Source organism: Pseudomonas frederiksbergensis, assembly GCF_003732665.1.
Classification (GTDB): domain Bacteria; phylum Pseudomonadota; class Gammaproteobacteria; order Pseudomonadales; family Pseudomonadaceae; genus Aquipseudomonas; species Aquipseudomonas frederiksbergensis_G.
On sequence record NZ_MOBP01000023.1, the window covers coordinates 1 to 14,682 of the forward strand.

12 protein-coding genes are annotated in these 14,682 nt (G+C 60.2%); 6 read left to right on the forward strand and 6 right to left on the reverse strand.

Annotated features, from left to right (window positions below):
* Window positions 1-149: 149 nt before the first annotated feature.
* From BK665_RS29680 to BK665_RS29690, 3 genes are read left to right on the forward strand one after another with little or no spacing between them, the layout of a single operon-like run.
* On the forward strand, window positions 150-809 hold the full coding sequence (locus tag BK665_RS29680; protein WP_123410065.1) for a paraquat-inducible protein A: 660 nt from the start codon (window positions 150-152) through the stop codon (window positions 807-809).
* The gene (locus BK665_RS29685; protein ID WP_123410066.1) at window positions 796-1,419 is read left to right on the forward strand and encodes a paraquat-inducible protein A; all 624 of its coding nucleotides are present in this window, start codon (window positions 796-798) and stop codon (window positions 1,417-1,419) included. The genes BK665_RS29680 and BK665_RS29685 overlap by 14 nt, the downstream gene beginning before the upstream one ends.
* Window positions 1,412-3,715 carry a PqiB family protein gene (locus tag BK665_RS29690; RefSeq protein WP_123410067.1) on the forward strand — a complete coding sequence of 768 codons (2,304 nt, stop codon included), beginning with the start codon at window positions 1,412-1,414 and terminating at the stop codon, window positions 3,713-3,715. The genes BK665_RS29685 and BK665_RS29690 overlap by 8 nt, the downstream gene beginning before the upstream one ends.
* Before the next feature lie 188 nt (window positions 3,716-3,903).
* Here the strand turns inward: BK665_RS29690 and mksF are convergent, their stop codons facing one another.
* Genes mksF through mksB form a run of 3 tightly spaced genes read right to left on the reverse strand, consistent with a single transcriptional unit; the run spans window position 3,904 to window position 8,709 of the window.
* Window positions 3,904-6,744: an Mks condensin complex protein MksF gene (mksF, locus tag BK665_RS29700; protein ID WP_123410069.1), complete on the reverse strand. Its 2,841-nt coding sequence runs from the start codon at window positions 6,742-6,744 to the stop codon at window positions 3,904-3,906.
* The gene (mksE, locus tag BK665_RS29705) at window positions 6,741-7,442 is read right to left on the reverse strand and encodes an Mks condensin complex protein MksE (protein ID WP_123410070.1); all 702 of its coding nucleotides are present in this window, start codon (window positions 7,440-7,442) and stop codon (window positions 6,741-6,743) included. Before mksE ends, mksF begins: the two co-directional genes overlap by 4 nt.
* On the reverse strand, window positions 7,432-8,709 hold the full coding sequence (gene mksB, locus BK665_RS29710; protein ID WP_185076680.1) for an Mks condensin complex protein MksB: 1,278 nt from the start codon (window positions 8,707-8,709) through the stop codon (window positions 7,432-7,434). Before mksB ends, mksE begins: the two co-directional genes overlap by 11 nt.
* A gap of 220 nt (window positions 8,710-8,929) precedes the next feature.
* On the opposite strand from mksB, the gene BK665_RS29715 reads away from it, so the two are divergent.
* Together BK665_RS29715 and rimI are read left to right on the forward strand one after the other, a co-directional pair.
* Entirely contained in the window at window positions 8,930-9,670 is a 741-nt protein-coding gene (locus BK665_RS29715) for a P-loop NTPase family protein (protein WP_123410072.1), read from the forward strand.
* Window positions 9,663-10,115, forward strand: coding sequence for a ribosomal protein S18-alanine N-acetyltransferase (rimI, locus tag BK665_RS29720; RefSeq protein ID WP_123410073.1), 453 nt, complete (start codon window positions 9,663-9,665; stop codon window positions 10,113-10,115). Before BK665_RS29715 ends, rimI begins: the two co-directional genes overlap by 8 nt.
* A gap of 119 nt (window positions 10,116-10,234) precedes the next feature.
* On the opposite strand, the gene BK665_RS29725 is transcribed toward rimI, so the two are convergent.
* The gene (locus tag BK665_RS29725; protein WP_123410074.1) at window positions 10,235-10,639 is read right to left on the reverse strand and encodes a serine kinase/phosphatase; all 405 of its coding nucleotides are present in this window, start codon (window positions 10,637-10,639) and stop codon (window positions 10,235-10,237) included.
* Between the two features lie 152 nt (window positions 10,640-10,791).
* Here BK665_RS29725 and can point away from each other — a divergent pair, with 152 nt between their 5' ends.
* Window positions 10,792-11,436: a carbonate dehydratase gene (gene can, locus BK665_RS29730; protein WP_123410075.1), complete on the forward strand. Its 645-nt coding sequence runs from the start codon at window positions 10,792-10,794 to the stop codon at window positions 11,434-11,436.
* Window positions 11,437-11,487: 51 nt separating this feature from the next.
* Here the strand turns inward: can and BK665_RS29735 are convergent, their stop codons facing one another.
* On the reverse strand, window positions 11,488-12,660 hold the full coding sequence (locus tag BK665_RS29735) for a hypothetical protein (protein ID WP_123410076.1): 1,173 nt from the start codon (window positions 12,658-12,660) through the stop codon (window positions 11,488-11,490).
* Between the two features lie 133 nt (window positions 12,661-12,793).
* Window positions 12,794-14,491: an acid phosphatase gene (locus BK665_RS29740; protein WP_123410077.1), complete on the reverse strand. Its 1,698-nt coding sequence runs from the start codon at window positions 14,489-14,491 to the stop codon at window positions 12,794-12,796.
* Window positions 14,492-14,682: the final 191 nt, after the last annotated feature.

Consider the following 14,682-nt stretch of genomic DNA (forward strand, 5'->3'; position numbering starts at 1 on the left):
ATTAAATTCCGAAACCCCTATCTGCGTATGCAGGTAGGGGTTTTGTTTTGCCTGCGAGAAAGTGCGCTCGACAGCCGCACAAATTTGCACAGTTATTTTCGATCCGGAACACTAGAATAGGCCCACCTTTTTCGGAGCAAGAGCCTTTTATGCCAGACTCGGTTGACGCCCAAGGGCTGTCAGATTTACCGCTGGACGACCTGGTGGCGTGTCATGAGTGCGACCTGCTGATGCGCAAGCCCGAACTCGCCCATGGCGAGAAAGCCCTCTGCCCGCGCTGCGGCTATGAGCTCTATGCTCATCGGCATAACGTGGTCCAGCGCAGCCTCGCCCTGGTCATCGCCGCACTGTTGTTGTATGTCCCGGCGAACTTTTTACCCATCATGCAGCTCAATCTACTCGGGCAATCGTCGCAAGACACTGTCTGGACCGGCGTTGTCGGTCTGTTCAATACCGGCATGCAAGGCGTCTCGGTCGTTGTGTTCCTGTGCAGCATGGGCATTCCGCTGCTCAAGTTGCTCTGTCAGTTGCTGGTGCTCCTGAGCATTCGTTTCGATATCGGGCGCAGCTACGGTTTGTTGCTTTACCGCATTTATCACCACCTGCGGGATTGGGGAATGCTCGAGGTTTACCTCATGGGCGTGCTGGTTGCGATTGTGAAACTGGCAGATATGGCAGCCATCACCGTCGGTCTCGGGCTGGCGTGCTTCATCAGTCTGTTGTTGGTCCAGGTGTGGTTGGAGGTTGTGATGTCGCCTCACCAGATCTGGCAGGCTTTATCAGGAGAAGATGCCCATGCGGGCGATTGATGCAGGCATTCTGATTTGTATCGAATGCCACGAGTTGAACAAGCAGGAAGCCGACACCGACGAACAGGTCTGCAACCGTTGCGGTGCGCTGGTTCACGCCCGTCGGCCGAACAGCTTAATGCGCACCTGGGCGTTGCTGGTCACCGCGGCGATTCTCTACATCCCCGCCAATGTGCTGCCGATCATGACCGTCAGCTCCTTGGGCAAGGGTGATCCAAGCACCATCATGTCCGGGGTGATCCAACTGGTTCAGCACGGCATGATTCCTATCGCCGCCGTGGTTTTTATCGCCAGCATTCTGGTGCCTACGTTCAAACTCGTCGGCATCGCCCTGTTGCTGTTTTCGGTGCAGCGCCGCCAGCCACTGTCGGCGCGCCAACGGATTGTGATGTACCGCTTTATCGAGTTCATCGGCCGTTGGTCGATGCTGGATATCTTTGTGATCGCCATCCTGGTGGCGGTCGTTAATTTCGGACGGCTTGCCAGCGTCGAAGCCAATCTTGGCGCCATCGCCTTCGCCAGTGTGGTGATTCTGACGATGCTTGCCGCAGTTACTTTCGATCCCCGACTGATTTGGGATAACACGGAGTCGGACGACGACCATGACTGATTTGCCTACAGCGAAAACCCGACCGGCCTCGAACTGGTCTGCTATCTGGGTCCTGCCACTGATCGCCCTGATCATTGGTGGCTGGCTCGGCTGGCGTGCCTACAACGAAACCGGTATCGAGATTCAGGTGCGCTTTGAAAGCGGCGAAGGCATTCAAGCCAACAAGACCGAAGTGGTCTACAAAGGCATGTCGGTCGGTAAGGTGAAGACCCTCAAGCTCGATGATGAAGGCAGCTCCAAAGGGGTTATCGCCACCATCGAAATGAATAAGGACGTGGAGCAATACCTCAAGACCAGCACCCGTTTCTGGCTGGTCAAGCCGAGCGTAAGCCTGGCCGGTATTACTGGGCTGGAAACCCTGGTCTCGGGTAACTATGTCGCGGTCAGTCCTGGTGAAGGCGAGCCGACCCGCAAGTTCAAGGCCCTGGCCGAAGAGCCACCGCTGTCCGACTCCAAACCGGGTCTGCACTTGACCATCAAGGCTGATCGCCTGGGCTCGTTGAACCGCGGCAGCCCGGTGTTCTACAAGCAGATTAAAGTTGGCCAGGTCAAAAGCTACTTGCTGTCCGAAGACCAAAGCACGGTTGAGCTCAAAGTGTTCATCGAGCCGACCTACGCCAGCCTGGTGCGCAAACACACGCGTTTCTGGAACTCCAGCGGCATCAGCATCGACGCCAATCTGTCCGGGGTGAAGATCCGCAGCGAATCCCTGGCCAGCATCGTCGCCGGCGGTATCGCGTTCGCCACGCCGGAAAACCGCAAGGACAGCCCTCCCACCGATCCGAGCCTGCCGTTCCGTCTCTACGAAGACTTCGATGCAGCCGCCGCCGGTATTCGGGTCAAGGTCAAACTCAGCGACTTCGAAGGCTTGCAGGCGGGCCGTACGCCGGTGATGTACAAAGGCATCCAGGTCGGCAACCTGAAGGCGCTGAAGATCGATCCTGATTTATCGGGCGCCACTGCGGAATTGACCCTCGACCCGCTGGCCGAAGATTACCTGGTGACGGGGACTCAGTTCTGGGTGGTAAAACCGTCGATTTCTTTGGCGGGTATCACCGGTCTGGAGGCCTTGGTCAAAGGTAACTACATCGCTGTTCGTCCTGGCGACAAGGGCGGTGCGCCGCAACGCGAGTTTGTCGCGAGGGCCAAGGCGCCGCCGTTGGACTTGCGCTCACCGGGCCTGCACATGGTGCTGTTTACTGAAAACCTCGGTTCCCTGGAAGTTGGCAGCCCGGTGCTCTACAAGCAGGTCAAGGTCGGTTCGGTCCAGAGTTATCAGTTCTCCAAGACCAAGAAACAATTGGTGATCGGCGTTCACATCGAAAAGGAATACGAGGGGCTGGTCAACGCCTCGTCGCGCTTCTGGAACGCCAGCGGCATTACGCTCAGCGGTGGTTTGACCGGTGGCATCCAGGTCAAGAGTGAATCGCTGCAAAGCCTGATGGCCGGCGGTATCGCTTTCGAAACCCCGGAAGCCAAGGCACCGTTGCAGAAGAAAATCCCGCGTTTCCGTCTGTTCCCGAGCCATGACGAGGCGAACCAGAAAGGCGCGGTGGTCACCATCAAGGTCGATCGCGCCGACGGTTTGCGTACCGGCACGCCCATCCGTTTCAAAGGCCTGGATGTCGGCAAGATCGAGGACGTTGACCTCACGGATGATTTGCAGTCGGTGATGCTGACCGCACGGATTACCGAAGTGCCGGAACGCATTGCGCGGGTAGGCAGCCAGTTCTGGGTGGTCAAGCCTGAGCTGGGGTTGATCAAAACGTCGAACCTCGAAACGTTGGTTACCGGTCAGTACATCGAAGTGCAACCGGCGGCGAAGAACCTCGGCCCGCAGAAGAACTTTGTCGCCCTGGCCAATCCGCCGGAGTCGGCCAAGGTGGAGGCAGGCTTGAGCCTGGTATTGAGCGCGGCTCGCCGTGGTTCGCTGAAGACTGGCGTACCGGTGACCTACCGCGAAATCACCGTGGGCAAAGTGACCGGTTATGAGTTGGGTTCGACGGCGGATCGCGTGTTGGTACACATCCTGATCGAACCGAAGTACGCGCCGTTGGTGCGCAGCGGTACGCGGTTCTGGAACACCAGCGGTTTCGGCCTGGACTTCGGGTTGTTCAAAGGCGCGACGGTGCGGACCGAATCGCTGGAGACACTGATTCAGGGCGGTATCGCTTTCGCTACGCCGGACGTTGAGCGTATGGGCACTCCGGCCCGGCCAGAGCAGACGTTCCCGTTGTTCGACAAGTTTGAAGATGAGTGGCTGACCTGGGCGCCGAAGATTTCACTCGGCAAGTAGACCTGCGGCGTCTGTGCGGCCGCCTTCGCGAGCAAGCCCGCTCCCACATTGGATTTGTGTACCACGCAGAACCAATGTGGGAGCGGGCTTGCTCGCGAAGAGGCCCTCAAAGCCACTGAAAAACCTTCAATAAAAAAGGCCGCGATCATTGGATCGCGGCCTTTTTATTTGTCATCGATTAAAGCCAATCAAACCGCATCCAACTCCGGCTCATCCGCTTCAGCGTTCACCGTCGCCTTCACCTCGTCATGCCGACGAATGTACTTCCAGTCCGCCTCATCGATGTAGATCCCGTTCGGCCCGCTGCCACCTTCCAGGTCAATCGCCACGCTGGCGCAGACCTGCGGCTTCACACTCGCCAGGATTGGCACGAAGCCCAGTTGCAGGCTGGTTTCCAGCAGCGCAGCCTGGTTTTTCTCATCGATGTCCGCCGCTTCGTCGAGGTAGTACGGCAGGCGCACGCGACCGGCCTGGTCGCGGTCCATCAAGTGCAGCAACAAGTACATGTTGGTCAGCGCCTTGATGGTCATGGTGGTGCCGTTGGACGCCGCACCGTCGATGTCGGTGTGAATGACCGGCTGACCGTTGACCTTGGTGATCTCGAACGCCAGTTCGAACAAGTCCTTGAGACCGAGCTGGTTGTGGTTCGCCGCCACCAGCCGTGCCAGGTATTCCTTGGCCTCTTCGTTCTTGTTGTCCTGATCGGCACTTTGGCTCAGGTCGAACACGGAGAGGGTTTCGCCTTCTTCGTATTGGCCAGCGCTGTGGATGATCTGGTCGATGTGCTTGAGGGCTTCCTTGTTCGGCGCGAGGACGATGCGGAAGCTCTGCAGGTTGGACACCTGACGCTTGTTGATCTCGCGGTTGAACAGCGCCAGTTGATGCTCGAGGCTGTCGTAGTCGCTGCGGATGTTGCGAAGGGTCCGGGCGATGTCCGTTACGGCGGCACGCCGCGCCTTGCCCAGGGTCAGGGCTTCGTCGGTACGGTGCGCGTAAGCGTTGATCAGCAGTTGCAGACGGCGCTCCATGTCGTCTTCGCTGTCGAACTTGGCCACGCCCTTGAGGCGCACCTGCGCATACAGCGCTTCGATCTGACCATCGCTGCGCTGCAAGCCCTGCCAACTGTCCTGATAGTCATTGAGCAACGGCAACAGGTTGTCCATGGAATCATCGATCGGGTCCATGAACGGCGTGCCGAATGGCAAGTCTGCCGGCAACAACTGACGGCGGCGCAAAGCGTCGTCGAGGGTGCGTTGCTTGGATTCCATGTCGCCGATTTGCCGGCCCACCAGTTGCAGCTTGGCCGACAGTTGCTGGACGCGTTCGGTGAAGGCATCGCTGGAGCGCTTCAACTCTTCCTGGGCCGCTTCCATCTGCGCCAGTTGCTCAAGCTTGTCGTCTTCTTCCGCGCTCAGGGTTTGTGAGCGGCGGAAATCTTCCAGGGCTTTCTGCGCGTCCAGCACTTGCTGGTACAGCGCTTCGGTCTGGGTCTTGCTCGCCGCGCGGTCGGCGACCACGGCAGCCTGGGTTTTCAGTTGCTTGAGCTCTTTCTCCAAGCGCTCTTTCTGATCGCGCAACGCGGCGCGGTCAGCCAGGGCTTGCAGGGCTGGCGGCTCGATGTGCGAGATGTCGATGGACAGGCCTGGCACGTCGAATCGCTCGCCCTTGAAGCCATCGAGGATCAGTTCCAGGGATTTGACCCATTTGCCGTCCTCGTCCAGCGTAATCCCGTGTTCACCCAGGGGCAGACTGAACAGCGCGCTGTTGAACAGGCGCATCAGGCGCTCGACATCCTGTTGCGAGAACTCTTCGCGCAGGCGGGCGTAGCTGTTGTTGTCGGCGTGATCGAGTTGCTGCTTCACTGACTTCAGGCGTTTTTCCAAATCCCGCAGACGCTCGTCCAGGTCTTCGGCGCTGAACTGCCGGGACTGGGCCAGCGCACCGGCCAGTTCATCGTGGGCATCCTTGGCGGCCAACAATTGCTGCTCAAGGACTTTGACGTCGGTGACCAATGCGAAGCGATGCTTGAGCACCGACAATTCGCCGAGCCAGCGCTGGATTCCGGTGATTTCCCGCTCCAGGCGCATCAGCTCTTGAGTGCCGCCACGCTGATCGTTTTGCAGGGCGTCCTGCTCGTTGCGGTAGTGCTCGGCCTGGATGGTCAGCTCTTCCTTGCGCGCACTGGCGTAGTCCGACCAGGTGCCGAGCAACGAATCCAGCAGCGGCGAAATGCGATGCAACTTGCCGCGCAGGATATTGCGCTGGGCAACGCCGGAGGCCAGTGCTTCAACCAACGGGCCGGCGGTGACCAGCGAGTTGTAGTCCTGCTCCATGCGTCGTACATCGCGGAAGGCTTCTTCGCACGCGGCGATGTAATCGACACTACCGGAGCGCAGGCTGTGTTCGAAGGCATCGAGGAACAATTGCTTGAGCTTGGCCGCAGTGATTTCGCGCATGTGCAGCAGGTTGATGAACAACGCACGGAAGGTCTTGAGGCTCTGTTCGCTGGTGGAGCGCAGCGGGATCAAAGTCAGGTCCAGCGGAATCGAGGTGTGGCCGCCGACCAGCAAACGCCGCAGTTCATCGGGCTTGAGTTCGTAGGCTTTCAGGCCTTCGCGCTCAAGGTTGGTGAACAACTCTTTCTGACGCAGGCAGGTGTCGTTTTTCTGGTAATGGGCCAGGTCCAGCTTGCCGGCATAGGCAAAGAACTGGTGACCGAAACCACCGCCCGGGCCGCGACCGACCACGCCGATTACGTGCGGGCCATGGGGCAGCGAGACTTCGACCAGGATGTAACTGGTGTCCGAGGCGAAGTAGAAGCGCCGGGATTGTTCCAGGCTGTACTTGCCGAAACTCATGTCCGACATGCGCGCCAGGATCGGGAACTGCAAGGCATTGATCGAGGCGGATTTACCGAGGTTGTTCGCGCCGTAGACCGACAGTGGTTCTTCCAGCGGGAACAGGCCGAGGCTGTAACCGGCGGTGTTCAAAAGGGCGAAGCGGCGAATGCCGTAGCGTTCCTTACTCATGCGTCGGTCTCCTGTTCTTCGGCAATGGCGCGGGCCATGGCGTCTTCTTCGCTTTCTTCCTCGAAGTCACTCAAGTCGAGCGGATCATCGGTTTGCAGCAGTTTTTCGTCGCTGTCGTCATCGATCAATACCGGCACCGGCAACGGCAAGACGCTGTGCAGGCTGGCCGCCAGATCGCGGTCTTGCTGGACCGACAGGCAGACGTCGAGGAAACGGTGCATCGGCGGCAGGAATCGGTAGATGCCGTTTTCTTCGCCGGCGAAACCGAGCTGAGTCATGCGGCGCATGATTTTTTCTTCGAGTTCTTCGACGGTCTGTACTTCGGCCTGGATAAACAGGTCGCGGTACTTCTCCAGCAGCGACGGCAACTCATCACGGCCAAGACTGCCGCCGTCGAGCACGGCCACCGGGTCGCGGCCCTGGTCGGCCAGGTGTTCGACGAGGATGAAGGTGAACAGCGCCAGACGTTGCGCAGTCTTGTTCACCGCAGCAGCGGCGAGTTCCGGCACGAAGTAGTAGAAACCACGGGTGTCGCAGACCAGTTCAAACCCCAGCGCCCGAAACAGCGTGCGGTACTGGTCCTGGAAGTTCGACAGTTGTGCGTACAGCTCCGGGTCGCGGCGGCTGACGTGGTAGCCCTTGAACAACTCGCGAAAGATCGGCGCCAGTTGGGACAGTTCGGATAGATCAAGATGCATGGGGTGTGCTCGCAGAATCCTCGGCGGCGCTGTCGCGGGCCGAGAGCAGGGCGAAGGAGCGCAGGCTGACCTGGTGCTCATGAGTGTGGTAATCGCGGCGTTCCAGACGCTCGCGGGTGAAGCGTTTTTCTCGGGACAGGCGCGAGAACCAATACAGCAATTCGTCGGTGGCGCCGTCCGGTTCCTGCTCCAGCAGCCAGGTCATCAGGTCCGGCATCGGCAGAGCGTCTTCACAACGCTCAAGCATTTCCCGAACTGTGCGCGGCGCGCGTGGGGCTTCGCCTTTCTGGGTCTTGTGGGCCTTGGGGAAACGCGCCGGTTTTGGCTCGAAACGGGCCAAGGCGTAAACATAGGCTTCGACCTGACTGGCGCTGCCGAGGAAGGTACTTTGCGGCCGGGTAAACATCGGCATCGCGGCTTGGGGCACCGCATCGATGCCTTTACGGCGAATGGCCGACAGGGCCAGCGCCGCGCCGCGGGTCACGGCGTTGTGCCGGCGGGCTTCTTCACGCAACGGCAGCAGCAGTTCCCGGGCGTGACGCAGGGTCAGCTGGGCGCTGGTCTGCATTTCGAGGATGCGCGCATGAGTGCGCAACAGCATGTCGTCATCGACCAGATGGCCGAGGCGTTGCTGTTCGGTGAGCATGCGCAACAGTACGTTCTCGACCTTGCGCACGCCTTGTTCGAAGGCGCCGTCGGCGTTCACCAACTGGATCATCGGCTCGACGTATTCGTCCCAGGTCGCCAGTACTTCAGCGTAGCGCTGACGCAGCGGAATCTGTCGGTCGCTGGTCTTCGCCCGTTCGGCGACGGCCACCAGGGCCTGTTCGTCGTTGGCGAGTTTCTTCAATACGTCCCGTACGCGCATGTCGAGCAGGCGCAACTGGCGCGCCAGGTCGTGGCCGTCGCGGATGTCGAAGGCGTCCTGAATGTAACCGGCCAGGCGTTCGAGGTGGCGCAGGTAGGCTTCGATTTCCAGGCACAGGCCCAGGCGATGCTCACGGCGCAGGTAGGCGAGGAAGTCGTGGATCTGCGCATTGAGCTCGAAACGGTTCGGGCTTTTCGCCACAGGCACCAGAATGTCGAGACGGATCCACACGTCCAGCAGGCTGGTGATGTCCTGCGGGGTACTGTCCAGTTGCTGGGCGGCCAACTGTGAACGCAGTTCGTTGAGGCTCAGGGTGCCTTGGTCGAAGTGCTCGCACAGTGGCTCCAGAAGTGCCCAGTGTTCAGCGAGGGCGCGCAAGACGCGCTTGGGTTCGATCATCGGGATGGCCGGCTGGTTGTCGAATAAAAGCAGCGATTGTACTGCATCACGCCGGTTGCGATTCACTCGCGGGACGGGCAGTCGCTGTTTCTGTGGGCAAGAGTATCGATCAAGGGCGGGCGATCTTGAGCGAAGGGCGGTAGAATCAGCGCACTATTAGTTATCCACAAGTGGCCGACCTTTGCTTATCGAGTCCCGTCGTCGCGCTTATTTGACCGCCATGCAGGTGGTCAACTGGCTGCCGCGCACCGAATTGCCCTTTGCCGCGCCCTCGCGGCCAGAACTGCTGGAAGCGCCCGAACCGTTGGTCGCCGCCCCGGTGGTGCAGGCGATCGTGGCCGAGGCGCCGGTGGAACCGGTGGTCAAACCCGCCGAGCGGGTGAAAATCGAGGTGCCACGGCCATCGCTGGCCAGCACGCGCACCAATGCCAAGGTCGAAGAAGAAGCGGCGCCGGTGGTGGCCAAGGCACCGGTCGTGCCGCCGCCGCGCTTTGCCCTGCAATTGTTGCGGGCCGGGCGTTGCCTGCTGCTGGTGGAGTTACCCACAGGCGAACCGTTCCAGACTCGCGATCCCGCGTACATGTTGCTCAAGGACATGCTGCGCGCCGCCGGTCTGCCGGACAGCCCGCAGATCGTCGGCGAGCCGGTGCGCTGGCCGTTGCTGGTCCGCGGCACCATGGACCAGGGGCCGGAAGCGGCGCGGGATTTCGTCCAGGGCTTTCTCTCGGCCCGGCTCGAAGACGCACCCTGCGTGTGCCTGTGGCTGATCGGTCTGCCGGCGGTGCGGTTTGCCGGCGAGGCGAACGCCGAATCCTTCAACCGTGAACTCCAGGTCGAAGGCCTGGGCTCGGTCTGGGCCCTGCCGGGCCTGGAATTATTAATGGAAGAGCCACAGCGTAAGGCTGATGTCTGGCAAGCCATGCGTCGGCTGATGGCGCGTTGGAAAGAATCGAATGAGTGACGCTGTATCGTTCCGCCCGATGACCGAGGCGGACATGGACGCTGTACTGAAGATCGAATACGCGGCCTATAGCCACCCCTGGACCCGCGGGATTTTTCTCGATGGCTTGGGCAAGTACCAGATTTGGCTGATGTTCGAAGGCTCGCAACAGGTCGGCCACGGTGTGGTGCAGATCATTCTGGATGAAGCGCACCTGCTGAACATCACCGTCAAACCGGAAAACCAGGGCCGAGGCCTGGGTTTGACGTTGCTGGAGCATTTGATGTCGCGGGCATATGACGCCAAGGCGCGGGAGTGCTTTCTGGAAGTGCGCGACAGCAACCGTGGTGCGTTCAAGTTGTATGAGCGGTATGGGTTTAACGAGATTGGGCGGCGCCGGGATTATTATCCGGCGGTGGGTGGGCGCGAAGACGCGGTGGTCATGGCCTGTACCCTGGTGGATTGAGGGTTTTTAACAGCTTCGCGAGCAAGCCCGCTCCCACATTCGACCGCATTTCTCTGGTAGAAACCGGTCACGTGTGGGAGCGGGCTTGCTCGCGAAGGCGGCCTCTCAGGCGCTACAGCTCAACGCTTCCCATCCAACGGATCGCGCCGCGCCAACTCCGCCTCATCCAACCCATTCCCGCCGCCAATATCGTCTTCATCGACATTGCTCAAATCCCAATCAGCCGGATCGACTTCGCCCGCTTCCTGGGCATCCCGCGCACCGTCTTCCAGAATCAGCGTTTCCGGGCTCATGTCATCGTCGGTAGACTCGTGGTCATCGGTCGAGGCCCCGGTCATGCCAGCTTCGCGCACGCGCCCCTTGGGCATCAGGCGTTCGCGTTCGTTTTCCGGCAGTTCGTCACCGATTTTCGCGCTGGGTTCTTCTTCGTTAAAGTCCAGTTCGTGCATCGAACCCATACGGTCTTCGTTGTCATCGATGGGCTCGGGTTGCACCGCATCGTACGGACGTCGTGATTCAGTCATGGCAATTCCTCATACTGTGGGCCTTACTAGGGTGGACCCACTGTACTCCTGAGAATTCCGCCGGCCTGGAAGACCGGCTATCTGCATCACGGGCGTGACCCCGACGGGCGGTCGTCTGTCAAAGTTGCGCATCATTCTTGAGGCTTCCTTGCATGAACGAATTACAAGATCTGATTGATAACAACGAGCGTTGGGCTGACGCGATCACCAAAGAAGATCCTGACTTCTTCGCCAAACTGGCGCGCCAGCAAACCCCTGAATACCTGTGGATCGGTTGTTCCGACGCGCGGGTGCCGGCGAACGAGATCGTGGGCATGCTGCCCGGCGACCTGTTTGTGCACCGTAACGTGGCCAACGTGGTGCTGCACACCGACCTCAATTGCCTGTCGGTGATTCAGTACGCGGTGGATGTACTCAAGGTCAAACACATTCTGGTCACCGGCCACTACGGTTGTGGCGGTGTGCGGGCGTCGATGCAGGACCGTCAGTTGGGCCTGATCGATGGCTGGCTGCGCTCGATTCGTGATCTCTATTATGAAAAGCGTGAAGAGCTGGCCCAGTTGCCCACCGAAGAAGAGCGGGTCGACCGCCTCTGTGAGCTGAACGTGATCCAGCAAGTGGCCAACGTCGGCCACACCAGCATTGTGCAAAACGCCTGGCATCGCGGGCAGAGCCTGTCGATCCACGGTTGCATCTATGGCATCAAGGACGGTCGCTGGAAAAGCCTGAACGCGACCATCAGCGGCTTCGAGCAACTGCCGCCGCAGTATCGCCTGCGTCCGGTCGGGGCGATGTAACCCCTGAGCTAAAGGCCCTTTGCGCAACTCACGCAAAGGGCCTTTATCGTTTCAGAGATGCGGTGCAGGGACTGCGGGCGCCGGGGCCGGGGCTTGCAGTTGTTGCAGCTGCGACTTGACCGGTGGCGTGGCGCACTTGGCTGCGGCGTCGGCCGGTGTCAGGTTGCGGATCGAGGTGTAGAACAGCTCGCAGGTTTTTTCTTTCTGGGTCACTTGCCAGGTCTGGGTGCAGCTTTTGAGCTGCGCCGCTGGATCGCTGCCCGGCTTGCTGCCCATCCCCGCCTGCCAGCACGCGGCGCTCAAATCCTGGCCCATAACGGTGAGGCCGGCGGCATCAGCCTTGGCCTGGGCATCGGGACCGGTGTAGCTGGCCGGATCTGCGGCGTACCAGATGTAGCTCGGATGGTTGGAACCCAGCACCGGCACCTTCACCCCGGCGCTCGGGCTGATCGTTGCCAGACCCAGCACCCCCACCGTTACGCCGTATTGCGCCTTGATCCAGTTACGCACCGGCGCACCGAACGCGACCATCGGCAACGCGGCGCCTTTGCCGTTCTGGCTGACTTCCTTGACCATGGTGGTCTGGTAGTCCTTGAAGTAGTCGTAGACCCCTTCCAGATCCTTGCCGGCGCTGGACGGCGCGGCGATTGGCGCGATGTCGATGATGGTCTGGTAGGCCGGCGTCTGTGCGGCCGGAATGCCGTTGTCGACCAGCAGCGTGGCCCAACGATCGGTGGTGGCCGATTCCAGGTAGTCTTGGGCCTGGGTCAGGGAGTAATCCGGCGGGAAGTGCAGCAGTTCGACACTTTTGCGGTTTTCCAGGGCCATGCCCAACGGCAGGAACAGATACCAGCTATAAGCCCATTTGCCATCAATGTTGAGCTTTTTCGCGCCGTTGTAGGCCAGATCCCCGGCATCCAGCAGCGCCGCCAGGGGTTTGTCATAACCCTTGGGCACGCCGGTGATTTCGGCGTAGAGCTGATGGTTGTCAGTTTTTACCCGGACTTTTGCGGCGCTGTAACCGTCGCGCTGCACGCTCTGGGTCAGGTAATGCTCGACGGTTTGCTCCAGCGTCCAGTTGCGAAAGCAGATCACGTTGCAATTGTTGGGGTAAGCGAAAAGTCGGGTGACGCGCTCGGTGCTGCCCAGCTTGAGATCGACATCGGCGTGGGCGGCGGCACTCAGGGTGAGGGCGGCGAGGGTAAGTCCTGCGAGTTTGAACATGCTCAGATCCTTTTCAGCGTGAGGGCCCTCGTAGGTGGGGGCGGTACATACTGAAACCAGTTGTGTCAGGCGGTCCAGTGTCCATACGAAAAATCGCAGCCAATGGCTGCGATTCTTTTTTATCCGCAATCAATCAGGCCGGAAAATGCAGGGCGTTGGTCAAATCCCCCATCGGCTTCTGCCCCCGGGCAATCATCGCGTCATCGCGCAGCTTGATCCCGTCGAGGGTTTCCAACTGGAAGGTGCGGGTGATCAGGCGCAGGATCGAGGCCGTGTCGTAGACCGTGTGATCCACCGTGCCCTTGCGTGAAAACGGCGAAATCACCAGCGCCGGAATTCGTGTCCCCGGCCCCCAACGATCACCCTTGGGCGGCGCAACGTGGTCCCACCAGCCGCCGTTCTCGTCGACAGTGATGACCACCACCATGTTTTTCCATTGCGGACTTTGCTGCAGCACTTTCAGCGCGCGGACGATATGCCGGTCGCCCGACGCGATGTCGGCGTAACCGGCGTGCATGTTCAGGTTGCCCTGGGGCTTGTAGAAACTCACCGCTGGCAACTTGCCCGCTTCGGCATCCGCCAGGAATTTGTTGGTGCTCGACTCATCGCCCAAACCACCGTCGCGCAGACGCTTGGCCCGCTCGGCCGGGTTTTCCGGACCCTGGCGCTTGAAGTAGTTGAACGGCTGGTGGTGATACTGGAAGTTGGGGATTTTCGGGATGTTGCCCGAATCCTTGTATTCATCGATCGTGGCTTGCCACGCGCCGCCGTACCAGGCCCAGTCGATGTTCTTCTTCGACAGCTTGTCGCCGATGTGTTCGTGGGTTTGCGGGACCAATACGCTCGGTAGCGGCTTGGCGTAGTCCGGGCGCTCGGGATCGCGAATCCAGGTCGGCCAGTAGGGCGGCGCCATGGTGTTTACCGCGTAGCCATCGGGTGTCAGCAGACTCGGGCCGAACTGCGGCGGGCCAGTCATGGCACTGGCGGGCGAGGCGTCCAGTGGCTTTAGGCGGTTATCGGTCGGGTCATCGCTTTGCAGCGTGGCGATGTTGGGCTTGGCGATTGAGTTGGCGGCATCCGGGTAAAACGGCACCTGGGCGCTGATCAGGTATTGATGGTTCAGGTACGAACCGCCGAAAGCGCCCTGGAAGAAGTTGTCACAGAGCACGAACTCCTGGGCCACATCCCACAGGCGCAGGGAATAGCGAGTCTGGGTGTAATGACCCATGGTCAAACCACCGGAATCGGCCCAAGCGACAAAGCCGTCATTCTTGCCACCGTTGATCTGCATCTGGTTCTGATAGAACACATGCCACAGATCCCGGGTCACCAGGCTCAGCGGCAAGTCTTCACCTTGCGGGCCTTTGAGGGCGTAGGGCGCGTTGGGCAGGTGTTCCTGGAATTGCGTGCCGGCGGGGTAGATCACGCCATCGAGGGTCTGCGGGCCGACCTGGTTCAATCCGCCCCAGACCGGCGGCAAGGTCGCCAACACATTGCCGTCGCGATCCTTTTGCGCGTAGTCCTGGGGTTTGAGCGCCGACAACGGTTTTTCGACCCCCGGGAAATCCGCAAACAGATTATTGAAGCTGCGGTTTTCGCCGTAGATCACCACGACATTCTTCACGTTTTCGTGCAGGGCTTTGTCCAGCTCGGTCGGCGTCAGTGGCCGCTCGACCGGTTTGCCGGCGTCATCGCCTTTGGTGCCGCAAGCACTCAGGGTTGCTCCGACACCCAATACCGCAACACCACCCAGGAAGCGGCGGCGACTGGTATCGACAGGTTGATCGGCGTCGGGGGAAGGGAGGTCGTTTCCGTCGTTTTCGTCGGCCATTTCGATTCCTTTTCGCGAAATTGTTGCAATGTGTTTCGGCGGGACGCTAGCAGCGCGATGTGACGGGGAGGTTACACGAGAGTTTCGGTTGGTTGGCACTGCGATGTCCGGCACGCATCTGTAACGGTGCGTGGTGTTTACCATCTTCAGGCACTGCTAGACTGGCGCGATACAGAACCTGGCAAAGGTGA

Bases quoted from the DNA above. Each gene is read 5' to 3' on its own strand.
- BK665_RS29680 (WP_123410065.1), top strand. From the start codon at position 150: ATGCCAGACTCGGTTGACGCCCAAGGGCTGTCAGATTTACCGCTGGAC.
- BK665_RS29685 (WP_123410066.1), top strand. From the start codon at position 796: ATGCGGGCGATTGATGCAGGCATTCTGATTTGTATCGAATGCCACGAG.
- BK665_RS29690 (WP_123410067.1), top strand. From the start codon at position 1,412: ATGACTGATTTGCCTACAGCGAAAACCCGACCGGCCTCGAACTGGTCT.
- mksF (WP_123410069.1), bottom strand. From the start codon at position 6,744: ATGAGTAAGGAACGCTACGGCATTCGCCGCTTCGCCCTTTTGAACACC.
- mksE (WP_123410070.1), bottom strand. From the start codon at position 7,442: ATGCATCTTGATCTATCCGAACTGTCCCAACTGGCGCCGATCTTTCGC.
- mksB (WP_185076680.1), bottom strand. From the start codon at position 8,709: ATGATCGAACCCAAGCGCGTCTTGCGCGCCCTCGCTGAACACTGGGCA.
- BK665_RS29715 (WP_123410072.1), top strand. From the start codon at position 8,930: ATGCAGGTGGTCAACTGGCTGCCGCGCACCGAATTGCCCTTTGCCGCG.
- rimI (WP_123410073.1), top strand. From the start codon at position 9,663: ATGAGTGACGCTGTATCGTTCCGCCCGATGACCGAGGCGGACATGGAC.
- BK665_RS29725 (WP_123410074.1), bottom strand. From the start codon at position 10,639: ATGACTGAATCACGACGTCCGTACGATGCGGTGCAACCCGAGCCCATC.
- can (WP_123410075.1), top strand. From the start codon at position 10,792: ATGAACGAATTACAAGATCTGATTGATAACAACGAGCGTTGGGCTGAC.
- BK665_RS29735 (WP_123410076.1), bottom strand. From the start codon at position 12,660: ATGTTCAAACTCGCAGGACTTACCCTCGCCGCCCTCACCCTGAGTGCC.
- BK665_RS29740 (WP_123410077.1), bottom strand. From the start codon at position 14,491: ATGGCCGACGAAAACGACGGAAACGACCTCCCTTCCCCCGACGCCGAT.